This window comes from Fibrobacter sp. UWB16, from assembly GCF_900215325.1.
Taxonomy (GTDB): domain Bacteria; phylum Fibrobacterota; class Fibrobacteria; order Fibrobacterales; family Fibrobacteraceae; genus Fibrobacter.
Genome location: NZ_OCMS01000003.1, coordinates 377,874 through 403,261, shown reverse-complemented (window position 1 = coordinate 403,261; position 25,388 = coordinate 377,874). Strand labels below are relative to the sequence as shown.

At 51.5% G+C, this 25,388-nt stretch carries 14 protein-coding genes; 4 read left to right on the top strand and 10 right to left on the bottom strand.

Translation table 11 applies throughout. The features are described 5' to 3' along the window. Window positions 1–269: 269 nt before the first annotated feature. A complete protein-coding gene (locus CRN95_RS11490; RefSeq protein WP_097020967.1) occupies window positions 270–2,612 on the bottom strand; it encodes a family 43 glycosylhydrolase in 2,343 nt (780 codons plus the stop codon). A 331-nt stretch (window positions 2,613–2,943) separates the two neighbouring features. Here CRN95_RS11490 and CRN95_RS11485 point away from each other — a divergent pair, with 331 nt between their 5' ends. Further along, window positions 2,944–4,446, top strand: a complete 1,503-nt coding sequence (locus CRN95_RS11485) for a prolyl oligopeptidase family serine peptidase (RefSeq protein WP_088630407.1) — start codon at window positions 2,944–2,946, stop codon at window positions 4,444–4,446. Between the two features lie 480 nt (window positions 4,447–4,926). Here the strand turns inward: CRN95_RS11485 and CRN95_RS11480 are convergent, their stop codons facing one another. The 8 genes from CRN95_RS11480 to CRN95_RS11445 form a co-directional block, all read right to left on the bottom strand. Then, on the bottom strand, window positions 4,927–6,567 hold the full coding sequence (locus CRN95_RS11480; protein WP_235003010.1) for a sialate O-acetylesterase: 1,641 nt from the start codon (window positions 6,565–6,567) through the stop codon (window positions 4,927–4,929). A gap of 199 nt (window positions 6,568–6,766) precedes the next feature. Next, window positions 6,767–8,389, bottom strand: coding sequence for a sialate O-acetylesterase (locus CRN95_RS11475; protein WP_097020966.1), 1,623 nt, complete (start codon window positions 8,387–8,389; stop codon window positions 6,767–6,769). A 74-nt stretch (window positions 8,390–8,463) separates the two neighbouring features. Next, a complete protein-coding gene (locus CRN95_RS11470; protein WP_235003009.1) occupies window positions 8,464–10,527 on the bottom strand; it encodes a carbohydrate-binding protein in 2,064 nt (687 codons plus the stop codon). A 608-nt stretch (window positions 10,528–11,135) separates the two neighbouring features. Further along, window positions 11,136–13,328, bottom strand: coding sequence for a carbohydrate-binding protein (locus tag CRN95_RS11465; RefSeq protein WP_097020964.1), 2,193 nt, complete (start codon window positions 13,326–13,328; stop codon window positions 11,136–11,138). A 186-nt stretch (window positions 13,329–13,514) separates the two neighbouring features. Next, entirely contained in the window at window positions 13,515–15,737 is a 2,223-nt protein-coding gene (locus tag CRN95_RS11460; RefSeq protein ID WP_097020963.1) for a carbohydrate-binding protein, read from the bottom strand. A 190-nt stretch (window positions 15,738–15,927) separates the two neighbouring features. Further along, the gene (locus tag CRN95_RS11455) at window positions 15,928–18,156 is read right to left on the bottom strand and encodes a carbohydrate-binding protein (RefSeq protein ID WP_235003008.1); all 2,229 of its coding nucleotides are present in this window, start codon (window positions 18,154–18,156) and stop codon (window positions 15,928–15,930) included. 122 nt (window positions 18,157–18,278) lie between these two features. Further along, window positions 18,279–19,499, bottom strand: coding sequence for a hypothetical protein (locus CRN95_RS11450; RefSeq protein WP_088630414.1), 1,221 nt, complete (start codon window positions 19,497–19,499; stop codon window positions 18,279–18,281). After that, a complete protein-coding gene (locus tag CRN95_RS11445; RefSeq protein ID WP_073424853.1) occupies window positions 19,496–20,362 on the bottom strand; it encodes a DUF4423 domain-containing protein in 867 nt (288 codons plus the stop codon). The genes CRN95_RS11450 and CRN95_RS11445 overlap by 4 nt, the downstream gene beginning before the upstream one ends. A 370-nt stretch (window positions 20,363–20,732) precedes the next feature. Here CRN95_RS11445 and CRN95_RS11440 point away from each other — a divergent pair, with 370 nt between their 5' ends. After that, window positions 20,733–21,224 carry a hypothetical protein gene (locus CRN95_RS11440; RefSeq protein ID WP_141099855.1) on the top strand — a complete coding sequence of 164 codons (492 nt, stop codon included), beginning with the start codon at window positions 20,733–20,735 and terminating at the stop codon, window positions 21,222–21,224. Window positions 21,225–21,293: 69 nt separating this feature from the next. On the opposite strand, the gene CRN95_RS11435 is transcribed toward CRN95_RS11440, so the two are convergent. Continuing rightward, window positions 21,294–22,484, bottom strand: a complete 1,191-nt coding sequence (locus CRN95_RS11435; protein WP_097020961.1) for an FKBP-type peptidyl-prolyl cis-trans isomerase — start codon at window positions 22,482–22,484, stop codon at window positions 21,294–21,296. 72 nt (window positions 22,485–22,556) lie between these two features. Here CRN95_RS11435 and CRN95_RS11430 point away from each other — a divergent pair, with 72 nt between their 5' ends. Both CRN95_RS11430 and CRN95_RS11425 read left to right on the top strand, forming a co-directional pair. Further along, window positions 22,557–23,120 carry a hypothetical protein gene (locus tag CRN95_RS11430; protein WP_088630417.1) on the top strand — a complete coding sequence of 188 codons (564 nt, stop codon included), beginning with the start codon at window positions 22,557–22,559 and terminating at the stop codon, window positions 23,118–23,120. Beyond that, on the top strand, window positions 23,113–25,281 hold the full coding sequence (locus tag CRN95_RS11425; protein WP_088630418.1) for a PorV/PorQ family protein: 2,169 nt from the start codon (window positions 23,113–23,115) through the stop codon (window positions 25,279–25,281). The genes CRN95_RS11430 and CRN95_RS11425 overlap by 8 nt, the downstream gene beginning before the upstream one ends. Window positions 25,282–25,388: the final 107 nt, after the last annotated feature.

The window sequence follows — 25,388 nt, the reverse complement described above, 5'->3', positions numbered from 1 at the left end:
TAAACATTTTCCATTGCGGTTTTGACAATGGGTTGAGGGGATAAAATGTGTAATAGGGGTGTTTACAGAACACAAAAGCGGCTTGGATATACCCGCAGGAAAGCAAGCTTTCCGAGATGTGATTCTGGCCTCTTGGTTGTTCTGGAAATGTGTGATAGGGTGTTTTAAGAACACAAAAACGGCTTGGATATACCCGCAGGAAAGCAAGCTTTCCGCGGGTGCATCCAAGCCTTGGGGGTGTTTGAGGAACTATGAATTAATATGAAGAATTACTTTGTTACGGAGAGGCGGTGGGAGGTGCCGGTGGTGAGGGACTTGACGAGGTACACGCCGCTTTCCTTCACGAGGCTGTTCACCTTGCTACGCACATCAACGCTATTCATGGCATCGATGCGGCCGACAAAAGCACCGTTGAGGCTGTAGACGCGATATACCTGCGCGCCCTGCACACCGTAGCGGACAGCATTAGCAATACCGATAGGCTCGATAGGTTCCGGATCCTTAGCATCCGCACCCTTCACGAACGTGAAGTAGTCGATATCAAGCCAAGAGCCAACAACCGTGAAGCGGAGTACATGTTCGCCTTCCGGGAGTTTTACGTTTGCTTTTACCTTGTTATAATCGTCATAATTTTCTTCGCCGGAACTTGCGGCAGGCACCGCAATTTCTTCGGTGATATCCTTGCCATCCAAGGAGAGCTTGAAGCTCGAGGTGGAGCCCGCTGCAGCAACCGCAGCAAACATGGTGTAGTCACCAGCTTCCTTCACATTCACGGTATATTCGAGCCAGTCGCCTTCGCTGTTGTAGCCCACAATGACGCCAGTTGCCTTCTTGTAAAGGTCCACGCCAGTGCCCTTGCGATAGTCGCTATCGCCGTGGTTCTCGGAATCGCCATCATAGTAAGAGGAACCATCCTTGCCCTTGCCCGGCACGTCAAAGTTTTCAGCTTCAATCTTGCCCGGGATTGCATTTGCAGGGCAGTTTTCGCCTGCAGCACAGAACGGAGTCTGCGGAACAGGTTCAGAACCAGCGCCGTCGAGATAAATTTCATCGTTCACATCGGTACCGACCTTGAACCAGTCGAAGTCTGCATAGCCGCCCGCCTGCTTGGTCGCAAAGTTGAAGAGGCCCCAGCGCACGCCCACGAACATGTGGAGGTCATAATTGAGCTTCACATCGTTGCCAATCTTTTTCCAAGAGCTACCATCGGTGCTGTAATAGAAATATGCAGTACCACGGTCAATCGGCAAGTCAAAATCGATTCGCAGATAAACCTTGGAGTCCGAAAGATTTTCACTTGTTACAAGTCTTTCGCCATCCTTGTTTCCGCTGTACATCACAACCTTGTAGTTACCGCCATCTTTTGCAAGCGCGACAAAGCCCTTGTCATCCTGCAAAGCAACGAGGCCCGCCATATCGCCATCCTTCATGCCCTTGCCGTCAACAAGCGTACGGCCAGAACTCTTAGGACCAAAGGAACGCTGTGTCAAAGTGTTCTTTGCATTCACGACACGGCTATCGGTGCGGCCTGTTGTAATGCGGAAGTAACCCGGATTTGCAGACAAGCTCCAGTTTTTGTTATCGGGGTTATGGTTGAACTGCCATTCGAGAGCAAGTTCGCCAGATTCAAAATCGTCACTCGTGACCATGCCGTAGCCCGGGAGCGGAGATTCCGGCAAGTCGATTGTCGAAGGGGCCTTGGAGCCGCTCGTAGGCACTGGCCAACCGTCTTTCCATTCCATCGGCACCAAGTGCGACATACGGCCAACCGGGCCGGAATCGCGGAACAAAAGCGCATACCACTTGCCATCGGGAGTATCGAAAATGCCACCCTGCGCAACACCGTTATCAGAGAGGAAAACTCTTCCTGTATATCCGCTCAAGAGGTTCTTAGAACGGTAAACCACTTCGGTACGGCAGGAACCGTTCGGCCAAGAAATCGTGAACAGATAGTATTCGCCGTTTACCTTTTCCATGTGCGAGCCTTCCTGCTGCACGATATAGCCGCTCTTGCCGGTCGCCTGGTTCACGCTCACGCCGCCGAGCTTACCGCTACGGCCACCAGCCTTCACGCCGCTAGCGTCGTCGTTCAACTGCACGTAGCTAATCTGGTCACCACTGCCGTAGAACACCCACACGGTGCCATCGTCATCAAAGAACAAAGAAGGGTCATGGTAGAACGGGAGCTGCACTTCGGACCACTGGCCACTTTCCACATCGGCAGTCTTGTACAAATGAGTTTTGCCCGTCGTGTAAGACGGGGTCAGCACGTAGAAAAATCCCTTGTGGTAGCGGATGCTCGATGCCCAGGAGCCCTTACCGTAGGCATCCTTGCCGCCATTCAAATTCTGCTGGTCATTGTTGGCAAGCGTCTGGTAGGCATAACCCACAGTACGCCACTGCGCCAAATCCGTGCTCTTGAAAACAGGCACGCCAGGCGCAAAGTGCATGGTCGTCGTGACCATGTAATAAGCATCGTCAACACGGACAATGGAAGGGTCCGGGCTATCGACATACATGATCGGGTTATTAACCTTAACGGCTGCACTATTCACTACAGCAAAAGCAGCCAAAACCACAGCCGACTTCGCCATCTTACTAAACAATCCCATAATCACTCCTTTCCAACCAAGGCTAGATAAGATTAACAATCATAATTTATCCCATTTACATGGTTTTAACCCGCAATCGCACGCCCTTTTTATGGATTTTTTATCAATAACACCCCATTACAACCCCGAAAACGTGTCGAAAACCGCGCCTCTTTTGTAAAAATTCCTTTTCGCAATTTTCACAACGCTTTATAATTTTTCACAACACCATTTCGCAACACCTAAGAAACATCCATCTATATTTTGTACAGGTCTAGCGAAGTTCGGGGGATTTGGTTGGACCCGGTGGATGAATAGAGTTTGGAATGTTTAACTATAAAAAGGAGTCGCTATGACCATGTTTAAATCCATGGCATTCGCAGGAACAGTAGCAGCGCTTAGCTCTCTGTCTTTCGCTTGGAGTATCGATGGCACAATCACCTCAGAAGGTTCGGGCCGAGCACTTTCCGGCGTCAAGATTACATCGTTCAACTATGCGGGTATAGAATCCACATCAGGTGCAGACGGTACATTTACAATCTCTAACGAGAAAGCAGGTTTGCACTCCGCTATGGTAGCCAAGGCTTTCATCGGTTTCAGCAACAACATCATTACCATTTCCGGCGTAAAGGCCCAAACGATTACCGTGTCCGTGATGGATGCACTCGGCAAAGTTTGCGCCTCCAAGACGGAACATAACATCGACGGCTTTATGCAGGTCGACTTGAACAAGACTATGGCTAAGGGCGCCAAGTTCCTCCGCATTAACGCCGACGGAAACCGCGCTACCTACCAGATAGGCAAGACAGTCACCCTCATGAAGGAAGGTGATCCGCTGCCGTTCTTGCAGTTCTCACTGGAAGGCTACCAGAACGCCACCTACCAGGCTAAGGCCGAAGTTGAAACGGGCGTCATCGTCAAGATGGCCAAGGCTAGTGCTCAGTCCAGTTCTAGCAAAAAGATTGAATCTAGTTCTTCCGCAAAGGTTTCTTCTTCTAGCGTTGAAGAATCTTCTAGCAGCGCCAAGATTGAACAAATCATCGTTGACTGCGCCGGCAAGACGGTAAAGCCCGTAGATAGACAGAACATGGACGTGACCGTCGATGGCAAGAAACGTACATTCATTATGCACGTGCCGAGCGCCTACAAGGGTGACAAGCCCGTACCGCTCGTTATTGACTACCACCCGATTGGCGGTAGCGGTTCAGGCGAATTTGGCAGTTCTCCGTACAAGGCCAAGACTGACCCCGAAGGCGTAATCACGCTTTATCCGGACGGCACTGGCAAACCGGGTGGAATGGGTAACGGCTGGAACGTCGGCCCCTGCTGCTCCAACGACGATGACGTCAAGTTCTCTTACGCAATGATTGATAAGCTCAAAGAAATCGCCTGCATCGACCCGCAGCGCATCTACGCTACCGGCTTCTCGATGGGTGGCGGTATGAGTAACCACGTGGCTTGCATGATGTCCGATGTCTTCGCCGCAGTTGCTCCAGCAGCTATGGACTTGAACAAGACCAACAGTGCTCAATGCAAGATGTCTCGTCCGATTTCTGTCATCAACTTCCGCGGCACGAATGACCCGGTCTGCCGTTACCAAGGTGGCGATAGCGGCTTCAACGACGGTTTGAACTTCCTTGGCGCCGAAGGCACCTTCAAGTTCTGGGCCGAAAAGAACGGCTGCACAGGCTCTCCGACCAAGAACTCCAATGGTTGCCAGGAATACTCCAACTGCAAGGACGGCACGAAGGTCGTGCTCTGCACCAAGCAGGGCGGTGGTCACGACTACGGTGACGCTAGCATTGGCTGGCCGTTCCTCAAGCAGTTCACGCTTCCGGCAAGCTTCGTGAAGTAATAAATCAAATTTGATTTCATAATTCATCCTATAGACACTACAAATCGCTCCGAGTCCATCGGAGCGATTCTTTTATCTTGTATAGTTGTCAGCTACTGAAATTTTGAAAAACACCCCAAAACCAGCTTTTCCACATTCAAAACTACAGACAACGTTTAAATATTACGTGAAAGCCACGTATTTTCAAACCTTTTTCACGTAAATTTCACCATTTTCTAAAAATTTCATTTTTTTTCACACACCAACAGGCATTCAAACCACCGATTACTTTTTATAAATGCAGACCATTGCGCATTCTTGATAACGCGCCGCGATCTCCATCTCCATACGAAAAGAGCCCCGGCATTCGCCGAGGCTCCATAGGAGTCACACTAATTTTTCCCGTGTATTATTCTCTCATTTTATTAGCCGTAGATGAAGCCAAGAGCAACAGCGACGACAAAGAAGAAAGCAATTTGCTTTACGATTACCAACTCGTTTTTATTCATGTATCACCACCTTCTTGGTTAGAGATTTACTTCCGTTTTTGCGGACAAAGAACACGCCCTTTGCCTGCTTACGGAGTTTTGCGTTTTCCCTCACTAGATTCATGGCTTCGTTCATGCCCTTTGCGGTAAACGAACTCAGCTTAATGCCCTGCATGTCGAACACGCTATAGTTGCTTTCGGCTTCGGTCATGCTAAGGCGGATATTCTTAAGTCCGATAGGCGGCTGTGCGCTGATTTCCTTGAACTCAACATAGTCGATATCGATCCAGTCGTTGGTGATTTCAATCTTCAGTTCGTGTTCGCCCTTGGTGAGCGTAGCCTTGCCACCGTCCACTTCGGTAAATGTATCAAAGCCCTTGCCTTCGTTTGCGATTTCCGTACCGACCTTCTTGTCATCGATGTAGAGGACAAAGCTACCGGTTCCGTTTTCGCCAGCGACATTGGCTGTAATTCCGTAGTCGCCATCGGCTTCAACATTCACAGTGTACTTGAGCCATTCGCCCTTCTGGCAGTGGCCCACGGTAATACCCATGTTCGGCTGGTAAATGTCGACGTCATCCTTGCGGAGTTTGCCGCCTTCGTTACCCTTGCTTTCGTCATGGTAGGCTTTTTCGGCACCGCCCTTGTTGTAGTTTTCAGCCTGCACCTTGCCCGGGATAGCGATAGCTTCGGTGTACGGGCCATATTCCTCGGGCGGTTCATCCGGAACCGTAGACTGGCTCGGGTCCACAAGGTTTACCGGCGGAGCATCCGGATCAATCGTCTTGTCGATAAGCTTGAGCATTTCGGAGCAGTAGCGCTTGCCAAGTTCAATCACGCCCGCACGACCAAAGTGGTACGGATCCTTGCCGTTACCCTGCAAGCCCTTGGAAGAGGCAAGTCCGAACTTCTTGAAATTTTGCTTGAGCTGGGCAATACCGCCGTTTTTGCTAGAGCAGCAGTTCTGGCCTTCCTGGAGGAGTTCACCCGCCACGAACGGGACTTCGTTTTCGTCCAAGCCAAGCGCATCAATCACGTCCTTGTAGGTCTTGTAAACGGTCTTGCGCCAGTTGGCATCGGTACCGTCACTTTCGCCCTGGTGGAAGATGAAGCCCTTGATGACGCCCACTTCCTTTGCCTTCTTGGCAAGTTCCAGAATGCGTCCCGGAGGGTTGTTGTCGTAATCCTTGGGCCAGCCCCAGTTCATGATGTCCTTGCCATCGCCCCTGAAATAAGCTTCGTACTGGTCCTTGTCGAAGGCGCGGATGCTCACAGCACCGATGGCAACCGGGATAATGCCCACGGTCACGCCCGGCAAGGAATCGGCCATAGCGCGGCCAAAGTAGTCCGCCGGGGAGAGGTTTTCGAACGGATGGAACATCGGAGGAATTGCCGGGTACCATTCGCCCGTCTTGATAGACTGATTCGTCTTGCCGCTGCGTTGGCTTGCATTTGCATTGTGCGAAGCAAGCATGATAAAGTTCTTGGGCGGATTTGCCTGGTCCTCGGACGGTACGATATCGCCGTTGCCCGCCATGTTGGACTGCCCGTAAGCAATGTAAATATGGAAGTTCGGGTTCGGAGCCGCATTCGCCCCAACCGCAAACATAGAAAGCCCTGCAGCAACACCTGCATAGGCCAGGATTTTTTTCAATTCTCTTTCCACGCTCATTTTTATATCCCTTAATCCAAAATTTCTATAAAGAATCTACCCTAAAAATGCAGAAAAAGCTCAAATATATGCTCCATATAATATGGACGTTTTGTCAATGAATTGCGAAATTCGCTCAAAAACCGCATTTTGTAAAAAAAAGAGTCCTAGCATCCGCCAGGACCCTTCATGGAGTCTAGAATTATTCGAAAACGACAACCTTCTTGCTCATGAGCTTTGCGCCTTCCTTGCGGACAAAGAACACGCCCTTCGCCTGCTTGCGGAGCTTGGCATCCGTCTTGACGAGGTTCACAGCGTCGGCCATTCCCTTTGCGGTAAACGTCCCGAGCTTTTGGCCCTGCATGCTGTACACGCTAAAGTTGCTTTCGGCTTCGGTCATGTCCAAACGGACTTTCGCGATTCCTTCATAGGGCGGTACCTCGCCCAGTTGGCTGAACTGGATCCAGTCGATGTTCGCGTAATTGGCAGTAATTTCGAGCTTGAGCACATGCTTGCCCGCCTTCAAGGCGACCTTTTCCTTGACATCTATCATCTTGTAGGTGTCCCACTTGTTGTCGGCGGTCTGCGGCACGGAAACTTCATCCGTAATGGATTTTTCATCGATGTAAAGTTTGAACGCGGAGGTCGAATTGCCTGCGGCGACACTAGCCTCGATACTGTAATCACCATCAGCCTTGACTTCGACAGTGTATTCGAGCCATTCTCCAGTCTGCGTGTAGCCCAGAGCAACACCATCTGCGGTCTTGTACAGGTCAACGCCCGTATCCTTGCGGTAATCGCTATCGCCGTGGTTTTCGGAATCTTCGTCGCTAAACGAGGCATTGCTCGTGCCGTCTTCGTTCTTGCCGATACCCGGCTTGTCAAAATCTTCGACTTCAATCTTGCCCGGAATAGCAATCGCCTTGCCCTTGAACGGTTCCTGCGGAACAGGGTCCACAGGCGCCACATTGATGAGCTTGAGCATTTCTTGAGCGTAACGTTCGCCCATGCCGCGGTAACCCTGCACGGTAAAGTGGAGGCCGTCGCCCTTGCTGCCGTAGCCCTTGGAGCTTGCGACACCAAAGTTCGCGATGTACTTGGAAAGTCCACGAACGCGGCTGCTAAAGCCCGCACATGAACCACCATCGACCATTTCGCCCGCGACGAACGGAGTTTCTTCGGCTTTGAGGCCTAGCTGCTTGAGCATGTACTCGTAGGTTTTCTTGACAATCTGTTCCCAGTTGCTCATGCCGCCATCAGTTTCGCCCTGGTGGAAGATGATGCCCTTGATGACGCCCTTTTCCTGAGCCTTCTTGGCGACTTCAATAATGCGGCCCATGGCATTGCCATCGTTACCGTAAGCCTTGGCTCCGTTCTTCAGCCAGCTTTCCGCAGAATTGAGATAATTCTTGTAATCGTCCGGGTCAAACAAGCGGATACTCGTACCGCCCTGAGCCACCGGAATAATGCCAATCGTCACGTTCGGCAAGGAATCCGCCATGTGGCGGCCAAACCAGTCCGCCACAGAAAGCCCCTGATTACACTTGAACATCGGAGGCACCGCAGGGTACATCTCACCTACCGTCGGGCGACCGAGATTCGAACAAGACGTCGTCGCGAACATCTTGACACGTGGATGTTCCTTACCATCGATATTTTTGTCGAAGTTCGTAGCGTTACCTTCCATGTTCGATTGCCCGTAAGCAATGTAAATATGGAAGTTCGGGTCCGGAGCCGCATTTGCACCCGTTACCGCAAACATAGAGAGGCCTGCAGCAACACCTGCAATGCCCATCAGCTTTTTAAAGCTCATTTCCACACTCATATCTATCTCCCTTTTAACAAACTCTTAAAAAAACAGGAGCCAATTGCTCGGCTCCCGTTTTTAGGAATATGAAATTATTTTGCCACAGAAATGCGGTAGGATTTGCCACCCAGCGACTTCACAAAGTAAATGCCGTTCTGACGCACCACGCTCTTGGTCATGCGCTGGACATCGGCCCTGGTCGTAGCGAGGAACTTGCCCACGAGCACGCCGTTCACGTCAAAGACACTGTAATTTTCGGCTTCGGTCGGCAAGCGGAAATTAGCACCGCGCAAACCAATCGTCTTATCGTCCGGATCGGCAGCATCCTTGCCCTTTGCAAAGTTGAAGTAGTCGATATCGAACCAGGAACCCGTTACCGTCATGCGGAGGATATGTTCGCCAGCCGGGAGCGTTACGTTGGCCTTGACCTTCGTAAATTCATCGAAGCTCGTTCCCGAAAGTGCAACATTTTCAACAAGAGTTTTTCCATCCAAGGAGAGCGAGAATCCAGACGTCGAATTGCTCGTTGCGACAGAAGCGAACATAGTGTAATCGCCAGCTTCCTTCACGTTCACGGAGTATTCGAGCCATTCGCCTTCTTCGTTATAGCCGACCACATAGCCAGTAGCCTTCTTGTAAATATCGACACCCGTGCCTTCGCGGTAGTTCGTTTCGCCACGGTCTTCGGAATCGTTTTCGCTATAAGACTTGTTGCCCTTGCCCGTACCCGGAATGTCGAAGTTTTCGACTTCAATCTTACCCGGGATTTCAGCGACCTTGCCACCAAACGGTTCGCGAGGTACAGGATCTGCCGGAGTACCAACGCCCACGAGCGTCACGATGCAGTCCTTGTTGCTTGCATTACCAGCATCCATCGTAATCGTCACGGAGCCATTCTTGACCTCGACTTCGCCTTCATCCTTGGCGTTCTTTGCTTCGCTGGTGGTGTACATGTGGAAGGTCTGAACATCGGCGCCTTGCACCTTCACGGTTACAGTCTTGCTATTCTTGTAGTCGCGGTTCACGAGCACCACAATCACGGAGTCGCCATCGGCACTCTTGTAAGCACTTGCAAAGACTTCCTTTTCGGGATTTGCCGTTGCACCCACGCGGACCGCACCCGGGCGGACAAAGCGTGCGAACTGGCTCATCACATAACCGCGCTTCGAGACCTTGCCGATTTCGTTCTGCGGAATCTGGAGCTTGTTGCCAAAGTCCTTTTCCATAATCAGGCCATAGCAACGACGGATGTACCACCAGGTGTACTGATTGAAGTTGCCTACGACCATGGCGCGGTGAATTTCGTAAGCCACATCCATGGCGTTCACAGTATCGCGCTTGTTGGCGTTCGCCTGGTCACCCGTATTCGTAACCGTGCGCCAGTAGTTACCGCTTCCCTGGCTTTCGGTGTAGTGTTCCGTCATCCAGCGTTCGACCTTCTTCTGGTCAGCAAGGCTGTACTGGAAGAAGTTGTCCCCAGTCCTTCGGTCACTTGCGTAGAAGTGCGCACCGAGAATGTCCCAGTTCTTGAGGGCATTGGCATCGTTCAAGACCTTGTTGTAAAGATTCTTGTCGTAGCGGAACGATTCCGTCGAAATCACCTTCGCGCCATTCTTGCGCATTTTATCGGCGTAGCCCTTGGTGAAGTTGTAAATTTCGTCAGCGCTCCAGCAAGCCCATTCACCGCACCAGTCCGGTTCGTTACTGATGGAGATGGCGTACAGGGGAACACCCTGGTTCTTCATGTAATCATTAAAGCTATTCAGGTGGTCCACATACTTCTGGTAGTTCGAAGAAGCCATATGCTGGTTTTTGCCTGCATACGGAGAAGTCCACGGAGTTGCATACAAAATAAAGTCATCGCCGGCATACTTCTTGGCATACTTTGCCGCCTGCACTTCTTTATTAAAATCGCTGGAATTCGCGTATACCGGAATACGGAGCGTATTGAGGCCAATCTGGCCATCGCCCGTACCGAACGCAAGCTTGGCATCGGCTTCGGAAAGGCCGCTACCGCCTTGCCACTGGTTATGCACCATGCCACCAAAGCCACGAATGACCTGGTGTTCTTCGGTCACGTCAACGTTGACCGTCGAGGCAAAAGCAGGTATAGCAAAAGCCAAACCAAACGAAGCAATCTTCAGGACTTCACCCATACACTTCATAAATATCTCCCATAATTATCGCATGCCCTTTGCATGAGGGTACATTCTAAATTTATATCCCTCGCGCAATCATTTTACACCCCCAGAATAATTTTCCATTGTCAATTTGGTAATGCGTAGGTCGAGAGCCGCAACCGTAAATACAATAAATGCGTAGGCCGAGCGTCGCGGATGCACACAGTTGCGTAAGGCGAGTGATGCAGGATTGCTCGCAAGCCTATATCCGAGCCTAGCAACTGGCATTTGCACATAGTGCAAATGCAAACACCTCGGAACGTTCGTCCCGAGGCGTAATGGCACCATTCAGCGCCATTAGGGTGTGTGGTTTAGGAGGATCGTTTGGGCTTCAGGCGCCCTACAAGGCCGTAAACAATAGCCTATCGCAAACTCAAAAACATCCCAAATTTTTTGCCTGCAAAACAGCAAGGCTTTCCAATATGGAATTTAGAAACTCCAGACGCCCAAAAGGCATTTTTCCAAATATTTATCATTGACATTTTGGTAATGGGGGGGGGATTAGGAAAGTTGCGAGTCATTTGCAAAAACACCCCGGGGTGCCCGAGGTGTTCCTGTTATTTGGTTTCGGAATTATATGAATTTTATCTTGCGACAGAGGTCATGAAGGTCTTGTGACCGTCAACGCTCTTGAGCATGTAAACGCCCTTGTTGAAACCTGCACTCTGGAGAGCTTCGCCAGCCTTCTTTCCGGTGAGGTCCACAGTGCCAAGCAGCTTGCCGCTCACGCTATACACGCGGAATTCGCGGGAACCGCTCGTCTGGAACCTCACAGCGTTCCTGATTCCCATCTTTTCCACATCGCCAAGGGAGAACCAATCGACATTTACGTTGTCGCCCGTAATCACGAGACGAATCACGTGCGTGCCCTTGGTAAGTTTCGCCTTGCCTCCGTCAAATTCCTTATAGACGCTCCAGTCCTCGCCGGTCTGCGGAACAGTAATGGTATCGCCAATTGCCTTGCCATCGGCCAAGAAGCAGAAGCTTGCGCTTTCCATGCCAGTAGAAGCCGAGGCCTTAATCGCATAATCACCGTCTTCCGGGACTTCGACCGTATATTCGAGCCATTCGCCAGAAGCGGTATAGCCAATCGCCATGCCCGTACCGCCTTCGACAATGTCAACGCCCTGGTCTTCGCGGAACTTGGCATCGCCCTGGTTTGCCTTTTCGTTATCGCTGTAAGAATCCACATCGCCACCGCGGCCAACGCCCGGGATGTCATAATGTTCAGCTTCAATCTTTGCCGGGAGCGTCACAGCCTTTTCGCCATACGGTTTCTGCGGTTCCGGAGGAGTTGTGCCGCTACCTTCAAAGCCCCATGCCTTAATTGCCATCGTGGAGTCCTGAGAGCCCTTGAACACGAGGAAAATTTCATCTACGATGCCCTTGAGGCCGGTCACTTCGCAGGAATTTTCTGCAAAAGTGTTCTTGTTGCCGGTATTCTTGAGCGTACAAGTGCCAGCGAGCGTACCTGTAGCAGAGCCCGAATGAATTTCAATCTTGTTGCCATCAGCAGCGCTTGCCGCCTGAACCACAAAGCCCGTTGCCGCCGTACCAAAGTCCACGCCACTCACGCGAATCCAGGATTCCTTCGTGGAAAGCGGGAGCAAGAGGTGTTCTGCGACCTTGCCCGGAGTCCAGTTCGAACGGCTGCGGATGCCTTTCTGCTTGGAACTCGTGAGTGCCGGATACCAGTCATACGGATCGAAGTTTTCAATCTGCTTCGGGCCTTCCTTCGTGAAGGTCAGTTCCTTCATGGTACCGTCACCGTTGTAGAAAAACTCGTCAACACTCACGCTGCGGTGGAATGCCGGCACCGGATTCGGGCGACCATCATCGGCCGGGATCTTTTCGAGGCCGTCATAACCGTTGGCAATGCGGCGGTCATGATAAGCGACATACCAGTGGCCCTTGAATTCGGCTATACCATGGTGGTTGTTGTTATTTGCGTTGATGTTCTGGCCGCCAATGTTCGGGTTACCCATGAAAATGCCCTTGTATTCATAAGGACCCATGGGGTTCTTGGACATACCGTAGGCAATACGCAAGTCAGCCGTGCTGTAACTCAGGTAGTAATTGCCTTTGTACTTGTGAATATAAGAGGCTTCCATCGCCTTCGGACCACCAATCTTCAGGTGAGTCTTGGTGCTCACATCGAAGCCCTTCATGTCCTTGTTGAGCTTGTAGATGTTGAAAATGTCGTTATTGTTGTTATTTGCCGGGCGGCTATCGCTGCTACCGCCACCAAAGGTGAAGTAGCCTGTACCGTCGTCATCGAAGAAGATTGCCGGGTCAAAACACCAGCCAATGCCGTCGCAGTCCGCAAGACCGCCACCCCAGTTGTTGATGAGCTTCTTGTTGCCAGAGACCGGGTTTGTCCACGGGCCTGCAATGCTATCGGCACCGATAAGGCCGATACCGCCACCACCGCCATCCGGGAACACAATGTAAAGTCTGTGGTCATTCGGGTTCACCGCAATGCCAGACGCCCAGATATCGCCAATGCCATCGACCTTGCGGGCATCGTAAATGATACCGAAGTCGGTCCAGTTCTTCATATCCTTCGTGCGGAAACCGTAAAGGGCCTTGATATTATAGCCATTGGCATTCGATGCAGCAGGGTCATCCGAGTCGGTTATGACATAGAAATAAGTATCATCGGCAGCGGCACCCGGGTCCGCCAAATAGTGGTAACTCGAAATCGGGTTGTCTGCAAGCGCGCCCACACCAAAGCCCGCCAGCAAGCCCGCCATCGTTAAACGTTTCAGTAATCTCATTGTTCACTCCTTGGGATCGACCAAACACACCGCCATCCCGTTTTTTATAAAACTATCCTCAGAAAAGCCAAAAGACCCACGAAAAATCGTAGGTCTCATGGATAAAAAGTCAATAGTTACTAAAAAGAGATGCCCGATCCAGTCGGGCATGACAGAATGTCATTCCCCTAACGGGGCTTGACATCCTTAGCGAGTGGTGCGAACTCTTGCCACCGCGCCGTTGTGACGGTTACGGATGATGCAAACGCCCTGCACATTCCTGGACTGCGGATTTTCGCGCCACAGTTTCTTCGCTTCGTGGATATTGCGGGCCGTGAAGCTAGAAACCTTCTTGCCGGTCAAATCGAACACGTCGAAGTTTGCGACTGCATCTGCACCAAGCACCCTGAAGCCCTTGATACCAATCGTTTTGTCGTCCGGATCCGTAGCATTCTTGCCTTTAGCAAACGTCATATAGTCGATATCGAACCAGTCACCCGTAATGGCAAAACGGAGGATATGTTCACCGGCCGGGAGCGTCACGTTCGCCTTGACCTTGATAAAGTCATCCCAGCTATCGCCAGCAACCGGAACTTCTGCAATGGACTTGTCGTCAATGGAAAGCGTAAAGCTAGCCGTGGAATTGTCCGTAGCCACAGATGCAAACATCGTGTAGTCGCCTTCTTCCTTGACGTTCACGGTGTATTCGAGCCATTCGCCGGACTGGTTGTAGCCCACGACATAGCCTGTAGCCTTCTTGTAGATATCGACGCCAGTGTCTTCGCGGTAGCTCTTGCCACCATTTTCGATGCCATGGTCTTCGGAATCGTTTTCACTGTAGGACTTGATTTCGCTACCGCGGCCAGACCCCGGAATGTCGAAGTCTTCCATTTCAATCTTGCCCGGAATTTCCCAAGCCTTGCCACTAAACGGCTTCTGCGGTTCCGGCGGAGTCGTGCCGCTGCCTTCAAAGCCCCAGGCCTTGATAGCCATGGTAGAGTCCCTGTCGCCCTTGAACACGAGGAACAACTGCTTTACAATGCCCTTGAGGCCTTCAACTTCGCACTTGTTTTCGGCATAGGTATTCTTGTTGCCAGTATTCTTAAGCGTGCAAGTACCAGCGAGCGTACCCGTTGCAGAACCAGTGCGGATTTCAATCTTGTTGTTATCGGCAGCGCTTGCAGCTTCGACTGTGAAGCCCGTTGCAGCCGTACCAAAATCAACACCCGAAACGCGGAGCCAGGATTCCTTAGAGGAAAGCGGGAGCAACACGTGTTCGGCAGCCTTGCCCTGCACAAAGTTAGAGCGGCTGCGGATGCCCTTCTGCTTGGAGCTCGTGAGTGCCGGATACCAATCGTACGGGTCAAAGTTTTCAATCTGTGCCGGACCTTCATCCGTCACCTTCACCGTCTGAATGGTGCCGTCAGCATTGTAGAACATTTCGTCTACGGAAACGCTACGGTGATAGCCTTCGTTCGGTTTCGGCTGACCGTCATCGGCCGGAATAATTTCCAGGCCGTTATGGCCCTTGGCAATACGGCGGTCATGATAGACAACATAAGAGTGGCCCTTGAATTCGGCAATACCATGGTGGTTATTGTTGCCGTTGATGCTACGACCGTTCATGCTCGGATCACCGAGAATCGTACCCTTCCAGGTGTAAGGACCCATTACGTTGTTAGATGTGCCATAGTCAATCGTCGGAGCGCCCTGCTGCCAGCCAGTACTGTAAGAGAAGTAGTAAGTACCCTTGTGCTTGTGGATGTAAGAAGCTTCGAGCATTTTGCGGGTCGGCAAGTTGTTCACCTTCACGTGAGAACCGTTACCCACCGGAGCATTTTTCGCATCGTTCAGCTTGACGATATCAAAGTTGTCGGTATTCGGACGGCTAGTGCTTTCGCCGCCGCCCCATGTCACGTAGGTGGTTCCGTCGTCATCGATAAAGATACCCGGGTCAAAGCACCAGGAAACGCCATCGCAACCGATGATACCGCGACCACCGACAAGCTTATCCTTGCCCTGGCCCACAGCGTTTGTCCACGGGCCTTCAATTGCAGGCGCCTTGATGTAGCCAATGCCGCCACCACCGCCATCCGGGAACACGATGTAGAATGTACCGTTGTGGACGGCAATACCAGAAGCCCAGATGTCGTTAATGCCACTTACCTTGCGGGCATCGTAAATAATGCCGTAGTCGGTCCAGTTCTGCATATCCCTACTGCGGAATGCATAAAGGGCGTAAATCTTGTAACCGTTAGAATTGTACGGAGCCGGATCATCGGAGTCCGTGATGATATAGAAGTAATCATCATCGGCGGCTGCACCCGGGTCAGCCAAGTAGTGGTAAGTAGAAATCGGGTTGTCAGCGAGAGCGCTTACTCCAAAGCCCGCCAAGAGTCCAAACATCGTTGCTTTCTTAAGTAGTTTCATAACACTCCTTAGGATCGACCATACACCGTCAATCCATCCAATCTAAAAGTACCTCCAAAAAAACAAAACAGCCCTGAACACGCCAAAAGATTTATAGACAAAACGTCAACGAATCCGTAAAAATTTGGATGCAAAAAAGGTTTCTCGAAAGAGAAACCTTTTTTAGATGGATGTGTGTTTCTTGGAGATTCTAGCGCGTCATGCGGACCTTAGCCATCATGCCGTTTGCACGGTTGCGGATGATGCACACGCCCTGCACCTTAGCCTGGGAGCCTTCACGCAGCATGTTCTTCGCTTCGCTCATGTTGCGAGCCGTGAAGCTAGCCACCTTCTTGCCCGTCAAATCGAACACGTCGAAACTCTTGAGAGAGGTCGTTTCCAAGCGGAATCCCTTATGGAGTGCAACCGTCTCGTCGTCCGGATCTTTTGCATCCTTGCCCGCTGCAAACTGAATGTAGTCGATGTCCATCCAGTCGCCCGTAACGGTAAAGCGGAGGATATGCTTGCCAGCCGGGAGCTTCACATTCGCCTTCACCTTGCTGTAGTCGTCATAGTTTTCTTCGCCATCATTCTTCGGGACGGCAATCGATTCCGTAATGTCGTCGCCATCGATGGAAAGCTTAAAGCCCGAAGTCGCATTAGCAGAAGCTACCGCCGCAAACATCGTGTAGTCGCCTTCAGCAGCCACATCCACAGTGTATTCCAGCCATTCATCCGTTTGGTTGTAACCGACGACATAGCCCGTAGCCTTCTTGTAGATATCTACGCCAGTGCCTTCGCGGTAACTCTTGCCACCATTGCTTTCGGCACCGTGGTCATCAGAATCGTTATCAGCGTAAGAATCGTTACCTGCGCCATAACCCGGTTCATCGAAGTTTTCCATTTCAATCTTGCCCGGGATTGCCCAAGCCTTGCCGCCAAACGGCTGCTGCGGCTCCGGTTCGCGCTTCGTGCCCTGGAATTCCCATTCGAGAACGCCCATGGTAGAATCCCTGCCATTATTCTTGAACACGAAGAACACCTGGTCGACAACGCCCGTAAGGCCCTTCATTTCGCAATCGTTATCCACGAAGGTCATGTTATTGGCGGTCTTTGCAAGTTCGCAAGTACCGGCAAGGGTACCCGTTGCGCTACCCGTATGGATTTCAATCTTGTTGCCATCGCCCACGTTTGCGGCCTTGATGCGGAGGTTTTCAGCACCTTTACCGAAGTCCACACCAGTCACGCGGATCCAGGATTCGCTACGGCTCGTAAGCGGCAAGAGCACGTGCTTGACCGGCTGGCCCTTGGTCCAGTCGGTACGGCTACGGATGTTCATCTGCTTGGAGCTCGTCGTTGCCTTGTAGGTCTTGTACGGGTCAAAGTTCTTGATTTGCTTCGGTCCTTCGCGGGTGAAGGTGAGCTTGTTCATCTTGTCGCCATTCCAGGTGAGTTCGTCGATGGACACACTTCTGTGGTTTTCGTAGTTCGGATTTTCGGAACGCACGCCCGCCTGAGTCGTTGCAGCCGGGTGGTTATCAGAGGTCACCAAGCGACGATCGTGATAAACAGCATACCACTTGTCCTTGAACGGAGCAAAGCCCTGGTGGTTGTTACCACCTTCGCCATGAGCATCAGGCACAGAGCCAATTCCCGGAATGACCGTACCCACAAAGGTATACGGACCCCAAATATTGTTGGACATACCATAGTCAATAATCTGGCTACGGTTGTTGAAGCTCAAGTAATAAGTGTTACCCTTCTTGTGCAAGTAAGGAGCTTCGAAGGAGTTCGGCAAAGAGACCTTCTTCAGGGAATTCTTGTCGAAAGTAATCTTGCCATTGCTTTCGGTAAAGCTGATAATGTCAAAGTTGTTGCCATAGGGGCGGCTAGAGCTTTCGCCACCACCAAAAATCACGTAACCCTTACCATCGTCATCAATCAAGATGCCCGGGTCAAAGCAGTGAGCAATGCCGTCGCAACTACCAATCAAGCTACCGCCACCTGCAATTCTATTGACACCATGAGTTTCCTTAACCGGGTCGGTATAAGGACCATCGATAGCCGGGGCGGTAATCATGCCCACGCCGCTTGCACCATCGGGGTAAACAATGTAAACCTTGCCGTTCTTGACGGCAATGCCCGAAGCCCAGGTGTTGTTCGGATAGTTCCCGAATTCACGCCTGGAGCGGAAAATCATGCCGTGATCAGTCCAGTTCTTCATGTCTTCAGACGTGAAGGCGTAAAGGCCGACAATATCGTAGTTCCAGTTCGTCTGGTTGTTATAGTCATCCACATCGGTCAAGATGTAGAAGGTATCACCGTCAGAGGCGCAAGAAGGGTCCGCCAGATAGTGATAGCTAGAAATAGGGTTGTCAGCAAGCGCACTTACACCAAAGCCAGCAAATAAGCCCAGTGCAGCCAAACGTTTCATGTTCATACACACTCCTTCGGACCAGCCATACACCGCCAATCCATCCATTATTAATCTACCTCCAAACAACAAAAAAAGACCTGCAAAGCGATGCAGGTCCATTGATAAAATGTCAATAGTGGATAAATCTACTCTTCTTTCCGGACAACGCTCTTCTTCACAACCGGGGCGAACGGGTCAAAGATGCCGTAGCCAAAGACTTCGATATCGTCCACCCAGACTTCCGTATCCATAGCGCCGAAGATGCCAATCTTTGTGACACTGTCCTTCACCGCTTCCCAGCCGTAGTTACCGCCATTGCTGTCGGCCGTATCCAGTTCCGCCGGAATCACGGTAAACTGAGTCCAGACCGTATCCGCCTCGAAATGGCGCCAAGACTTGATATTATCGGAACTCGTCACGGAATCGTCATTCACGAACCTGTCGAACGAGAACGAAATTCGCGACGGAGTCGAGACGCGGACCCAGAAGCGAATAGAATCCAAATCGCTCAAGTTGACATAGCCACCCAGTTCACGACCGATAAGCGCCCAGTCCCACTGAGCCGCAGAATCGCGTTTACAGATAAAGTGAGCGGCCTTGCCTTCGCGACCAAAGCCCGCAGAATCAATATCAAAGCTGACCTCTGCATTAAGCGATGCTGCAGCGTCCCATACGCCGGGGCCATTTTCAAAGTCTTCAAATACAAAGTATTTCTTGACGTATGCGGAGTCGCCAAGGTAAAGGGCACTTTCACCGGACTGCGCACCGACGTCTGCCTCAATGCGGCCATATTCCGTAACCGAATCAGCGTCAGCATCGTTCACGAATGCGACAATCTCGACATTGCCGTTCGGCAAGGATTCAAATTCAAAGTAGCCCGTGGAATCCATCGGGACCTGGTAGTCCAAGCCTTGCACAGAAACGGTTGCAGAACGGCGGACCAACTGCGGAAGACCGACACGACCAGAGACCTTGGTCGGTTCAGAAACTTCGACTGTCAAAGGAGTCGTAGAATCCGATTCAACGTACGCTATCTTTTCAAAACCCTTCAAGTTCAAGGAATCACTACGAGCTTCAATCACGTAGGAGCCCGATGGAACATCGCGCAAAACAACGCGACCGTACTTGTCGGTTTCAAAGTGCAACTGGTAAATGGAGTCCGACCCAAGTTCGGAAGCACCGGACAAATAAGAATCAGGGCGAACAATAACGTCCATTCGTGCAGCAGGCGTGCCATCGGCCAACTGCACCTGTAACGCGATAGAGTTCTCAGTCTCCATCGACGATCCAGCAGTACGACCGCTATCGCAGGCGACATAGCACAGCGCCAATGTCGCCAACCCATATGTCCACGCCCGTTTAATCATTTTTTATCTCCTGCACCTTCCCCTACTATTATAGTATTTTCCGAAGCCCCTCCTTTACGGGCAACCGGATAAAAGGCCATAGAAAGCTGCATAACACGATCAGGATTCTTGGCTCCGTCTACTCTTTTTTGAACCAGACGGCGGAATTCCCTCAACATGTCGCCCAAATCCTCGAAGCAGGACTGGTCCACAGAAAGGGTCAGTGTAGAAATATTGCGTTCATTGACGGGGACGTTTTCAAGCGCATCGCTCGCAAGGCTAAGCACCTGGCGCTGGAAATTGCGCACAGCCTTGGCCTTTTCGGGGCCCCCTACTGTCAAATGGGCTTCGGTAAGCGCGAGCTTGCCCGACGCAAGCTTTTTCACGAGACCGACGCTCTTCAAAGTTTCAATGGCTTCGAGAGCCTGTTCCTCAGTGATCGGCGGGCAGATATCCTTAGCAATCTGCTTGACGTTTACAACGCCACCGTTCAATTCCAGGTAGGCGCGTACCGCAGGAATCCACCAGTTTTCGAGGAGTTTAAGTTCAGCAGCCTGCAAAGAATGGCGTTCCACGTCGCGGAGCGACAGTGCCTTCGCCATGAGTTCTTCGCGCTTAGTCTTATCCTTGCTGACAGCAGCAGAATAAAGGAGGTCGAAGTATTCGGCCTCGCGACCACTCAGCGCAAGGATTTCCTTTGCCGCAGGTAAAGCATGAGCAGGCAAGTGCTGCTTCTTTTGCAATACGCGATAGAGATAGCTGGAGTCTAGCCCGAGCTTATCACCCATCATGCGGTAGCTGTAGAAGGGCATCTCGACCTTGCGCCTGTCGTAGAATTCCTTCAAGAAGTCGCGGTAATCCGCTATGTCAGAAAAAGTAACCATCAATATCTAAAATATTTAAAACTTACCGCCGATGCCCTACTCTGTAAACATTTGGTATGGATATTTTGTCAACGGGGGGCGGCGGAGCCGCAGTTTCTTGAACTTCGGGAGGAATATAGTAATTAGACGAAAGAACGGGCTCCGCCCTATAGACGACAAATGCGTAAGGCGAGCGAAGCGGGACCACTTGTGAGACCATTTTCGAGCCTAGCATTGGGGATTAGAGCGTAGCGATAATCCAAAGACGAGAGAGAGAAGTAGACAGTAGACAGTAGACAGTAGGAAGTAGGAAGTGGTTAGTGGTTGGTGGTTAGGAATGCGTCATCCTGAACGAATGTGAAGGATCTAGTCAATTTATTACATTATGGGCATGAAATGCCCTCATTGCCATAAATCTATAGAAAACGAATCTCAGAGCACAAAAGACTGGAACTCGTTCGGTTACCAGTCCCCGTTAATAACTTGCCCAAAATGCAGCAAGGATTTTCTTTGCAAAGCCTTCCACGAACCCGCAGCGGAAGGCATCGACAAGAAATGGCTCAATGTCGGCATTCCTCTAAAACGCGCACTCATTTACACAGCAATTTGGGCCGTTTGCTGGGGTGCCATTTATTTTATTCCAAATTTAACAATTCCGGAAAAATTCAAAGTATTCCTATTAGGATTAAGCGGTCTTTTCATGCTGTATGGATTGCTCGATTGGTGGACTGTAATCCGCATCAAGTCAGGGAAAGAAGCCAAACTTCTGCTAAAACTCGTTCAAGAATCCGAAAAGCGCTTGCAAGACGAGAGCTATGCACGAAGGCTCCACAACTTAGGCTACAAAGTGCCGGAAAAATATTTGCCCAAGGATTTACAATAAAACGAAAAAAGCCCGACATTACGCCGGGCAAATAACACTTGTTTTTTATGGATTCTATCGGCTCAGCCGCTAGTCTTCCCCGAGGTATTCCACAGCGAAGATGAGCGTTGCGCCACCAGGAATCGGACCTGCACCGCGGCTGCCGTAACCAAGGCCAGGCGGCACCACGAGGATTCTCTTTTCGCCCGGGAGCATGCCCTGCACGCCGAGTTCCCAGCCGCGGATCACGTTACCCGCGCCAAGTTCAAATGCAAACGGCTGTCCGCGGTCGCGGGAGCTGTCGAACTTGTAGCCGTTCACCATCCAGCCCGTGTAATGCACAATCGCGCGGTGGCCAGAACAGGCCGGTTCGCCTTCGCCCTGCTTCACGACCGCATAGCGGAGTCCTTCGGGGCCGTTTTCATACTTGAGGAGAGTCGTATCCGGGAAGAAGTCCATGTGCTTTGCAAGTTCCGGATCCACATCGCTAGAGACCATCTCGACACGGAACACGAGCGTGGAGTTCGGCGGAATCATCGAGAATGCCGTAGCCCCATAGCCCATTGCCGGAGACACGCGCAACCAGCGGACACCGCCTTCGCGCATCCCTTCAAGACCAGTTTCCCAGCCCTTGATCATCTTGCCGGCGCCCATCACAGCTTCGAGCGGCTTGCCCAGATCCTTGGAGCTACCGAACTTGCGGCCAGAGAGGAGCCAACCCGTGTAATGAACCTTTATTACGTTACCTGCAACATTCTGTTTGCCATTGCCAGCCTTTTCGTCGTAAACCTTGAGCCCGCGGCCCATATCACGCCACTTGAGCTTTTCGATATCGGCAGGGAATTTGTCTGCTTCGAGCGGCTTTTCAGCATGAACAAGTTCAACAACGAACATCAAGTCGCTATTAGGCGGGATGCCTTCAAGAGAATTGTCGCCATAAGCCATCACGGACGGCACCGAGAGCTTGCGGACTTCGCCAACTTTCATGCCGACAAGTCCCTTGTCCCAGCCTTCAATCACTTGGCCCACGCCAACGGTGAATTCCAACGGCTGTTCGCTATAGTAGGAATTTGCAAAATAAGGAGCTTCGACCGTAGAATCGGTAGCGGCCTTGTTCACTGTAGCGCTATCGACGGCCAAGTAACCTTTATAATGGACCTTAATCAACTGACCTGCACGAATGGGCTCTCCACTGCCATCTTTGACCGTTTCTACCTTGAACGGAACGGCAAACGCGACACTACAAGCAAGCAACACTATAAAAAACTTTAATTTTGACATAATATCTCCTGTCTTATAAAATAGAAAATGCTAGTTTTTGAGAGTAAGGATTTATCGTAAACGGATTTAAATATGCTATCAATCATCATCGTCATTGCGATTGTGCTATTGTCCATCGTCCTCGCCGGTATCGGAATTTACGTGGGCATGCACAATTCCGATGAAAAAGAAGTCTCAAAACCGATTATCGACGTATCGGGACAATATGCCGCCATCGGACGCCCCGCCCGCGAGACGCTCACCGCCGTGAAGCCCTCCGAAGCATCGATCAGGGCTTGGCTTGAGACCCAGAACTTGACGCCAGAACAAAGGCTAGCATACATCGAGCAGTGGAATAGGACTCTCGAAGAAACAATCAAGACTATTGACGAAGGGGACAAGCAAGGTGTCGCGACTTACAGAATCGTGATTGGTCCCAAAGGCAAGAATTATTGTAAATTCGTCAGCGAGGAAAATTTCATCACCCGCGAACAGATTCGCAATCACGCGGAAATTTTACCACCCTACGTATTGGGCTGCGACTGTAAGCTTTTACCGAAACAGCCCTGGGAAAACCCGAGCAAGTCCGGATGGAAGGCTGTGATCCCGACACACGGAAACACATACAACGTCCCGGATTGGAGGCAACTTGCGTAAGTCACTATTATCTGCTATTCTTTTGGCACCGGCCATGGCGCTCGCCGCCGGTTCGGCCATTATCACCCTCCAGATGCCTGTTGGCGCTCGCCAGCTAGGTATGGGCGAAGTCGGAGCAGCACTCGCCGATGATGCAACCGCCATGTACTACAACCCGGCAGGTCTTGCATTCGGACCTCTAGCCGACGAATGGCGCAGCTCCTACAGCGCAGATGCGAAAAAGACGCCGTTCTTTACGCACATGGCATCCCGCTCCAAGAACGGATTCTTCGACAAAAGCGAACTTTGGGCTGGTACAACCCAGGGCATTCTCAAGTTCGACGGAGAACAGTGGGTCGACTACTACTCTGTCACGTTGCAGGGCAACGCCAAGATCAAGGACGCCGTCCGCACCTACATCGGAACCGAACGCGGCCTCGATGAATACACCCGAGTTGTGAAGGCTTTCAACGACGTGAAGAACGCCGATGACGAATCCCACGTGGTCGAAGTCAAGATGCCTTGGAACCTGGTCGTCAAGGACACCATTACAGCAGTCCTCTACGAGAGCCTGACCGAAAAGCTCTGGGTCGGAACTCCGAAGGGTCTCTTCCGTTTTGACGGCAAGGGCTGGAAAACATTCGACAAGGAACTCGGCGAACATCGTGTGACCGCACTCGCCAAGCAGGGCGCCTCGCTTTGGATCGGTACGGACAACGGCCTTTTCGTCTACCGCAATGGCGCCTTCGAACAGAAGGGCAAGGTTCTCCCGAGCCAAAAGATTAACGCACTCGTCTGGTCCGAAAACCGCAAAGAACTTTACGTGGCAGTCGATGGTGCTGGAGTCGCCCGCCTCACCCCCAAAAAGAGCGCCAACGACAAGGACCGCTGGAGCCTGTTCAACCAGGAAGACGGCATCATGGACTTGAATCCGACAGCTCTCGCCGTCGATAGCTCGGGCCACGTCTGGGCAACCCACAAGGGCGGTCTCTCCCACTTCACGCTCCGCAAGTGGGAACAGGTGCAGTTTGCCAACAACACTGTAAACGATGTTTCCGTGGACCGCAAGGGCGCCATCTGGATTGCAACCGATCTCGGTGTCTGGCGTCACCTGCCGGACTACGCCACCGCTAGTGGCCGTAAGGCAGAACTCGAACGCAGCTCCAAGGAAGATCCAGAAGCCACCAAGCGCGATGACGAATGGACGCACTACCACCAGGGCAACGGCCTTTCGACCAACAAGGTCTGGGCAGTGCTCCCCGAAGGAAACGACGTGTGGTTCAGCACCGCAAACGGCATGGAACAGTACAAGGACGCTGACTACCAGCTCACGGCCTTCTACGAAAAGCTTTTGCCTGTTTTGAACATTCCGGACCTTTACCACCTCTACGGCGGTATGACCATTCCGCTGAACGACTGGGGAACGCTCGGTGTTCATGTGAACTTCGTCTCGTTCGGTTCGACAGTCGTTTCTGGCGACCTCGACGCCGATGACCTCGTGGCCTACAACAGTTCCGAAATCGTCGGTGGCGTGAGCTACGGTACCCGCTTCCCGAACGACTGGGGCCTCGGCCTCTCCATCAAGTTCTTCTATTCTGACCTGAGTTCTGGCGCATCCGCCGGCGAAGAAGAAGCGACCACGTTTGGTTACGCATTCGACATCGGCGTTTTGAAAAAGAACTTCATCGTGCCGAAGCTCAACATCGCACTCGTTCTTGCAAATATCGGTCCGAGCGTGTACTACGTGGACAAGACGATTGAAGACCCGATTCCGCTCACTTGGCGCTTTGGACTTTCTTACGAAATTCTTAGCATGGCCGATTACAAGTGGACCGTCGCATTCGACTACAACCGCGAAGTCGTGATTGACGATGACAAGGGCGATCCGGAACCGTTCTACATCGCCTGCTGGAAGTCGATTGTCGATCCTGAAGACCAGACCGTTAATTCGTTCCTTCAGGGCGTATTCAACTTCGGTACGGAATTCATTTATTCTAACACGATTGCGCTCCGTCTGGGTTACCTCTATGACCGCATGGGCAAGCGCAACGAAGTGGACTTCGGCGTGGGCGTGATGCTCTCCGACGTTCTCCAGTTCGACTGGGCAACAATCAAGAACGTGGGCAAATCGGACGGCGTACGCGACGGCCAGATGAGATTCGGTTTGCTATTTAAGTTCTAGGCTGCTAGTTATCAGTCATTAGTCACTGGTCATTAGTTAAAACTTGGCGGCTTCGCCGCGTTACAACGAACGAAAAAAGTCAGGTGATGAACCTGACTTTTTTTCAT

Bases quoted from the DNA above. Each gene is read 5' to 3' on its own strand.
- CRN95_RS11490 (WP_097020967.1), bottom strand. From the start codon at position 2,612: ATGGGATTGTTTAGTAAGATGGCGAAGTCGGCTGTGGTTTTGGCTGCT.
- CRN95_RS11485 (WP_088630407.1), top strand. From the start codon at position 2,944: ATGACCATGTTTAAATCCATGGCATTCGCAGGAACAGTAGCAGCGCTT.
- CRN95_RS11475 (WP_097020966.1), bottom strand. From the start codon at position 8,389: ATGAGTGTGGAAATGAGCTTTAAAAAGCTGATGGGCATTGCAGGTGTT.
- CRN95_RS11470 (WP_235003009.1), bottom strand. From the start codon at position 10,527: ATGGGTGAAGTCCTGAAGATTGCTTCGTTTGGTTTGGCTTTTGCTATA.
- CRN95_RS11465 (WP_097020964.1), bottom strand. From the start codon at position 13,328: ATGAGATTACTGAAACGTTTAACGATGGCGGGCTTGCTGGCGGGCTTT.
- CRN95_RS11460 (WP_097020963.1), bottom strand. From the start codon at position 15,737: ATGAAACTACTTAAGAAAGCAACGATGTTTGGACTCTTGGCGGGCTTT.
- CRN95_RS11455 (WP_235003008.1), bottom strand. From the start codon at position 18,156: ATGAACATGAAACGTTTGGCTGCACTGGGCTTATTTGCTGGCTTTGGT.
- CRN95_RS11450 (WP_088630414.1), bottom strand. From the start codon at position 19,499: ATGATTAAACGGGCGTGGACATATGGGTTGGCGACATTGGCGCTGTGC.
- CRN95_RS11445 (WP_073424853.1), bottom strand. From the start codon at position 20,362: ATGGTTACTTTTTCTGACATAGCGGATTACCGCGACTTCTTGAAGGAA.
- CRN95_RS11440 (WP_141099855.1), top strand. From the start codon at position 20,733: ATGAAATGCCCTCATTGCCATAAATCTATAGAAAACGAATCTCAGAGC.
- CRN95_RS11435 (WP_097020961.1), bottom strand. From the start codon at position 22,484: ATGTCAAAATTAAAGTTTTTTATAGTGTTGCTTGCTTGTAGTGTCGCG.
- CRN95_RS11430 (WP_088630417.1), top strand. From the start codon at position 22,557: ATGCTATCAATCATCATCGTCATTGCGATTGTGCTATTGTCCATCGTC.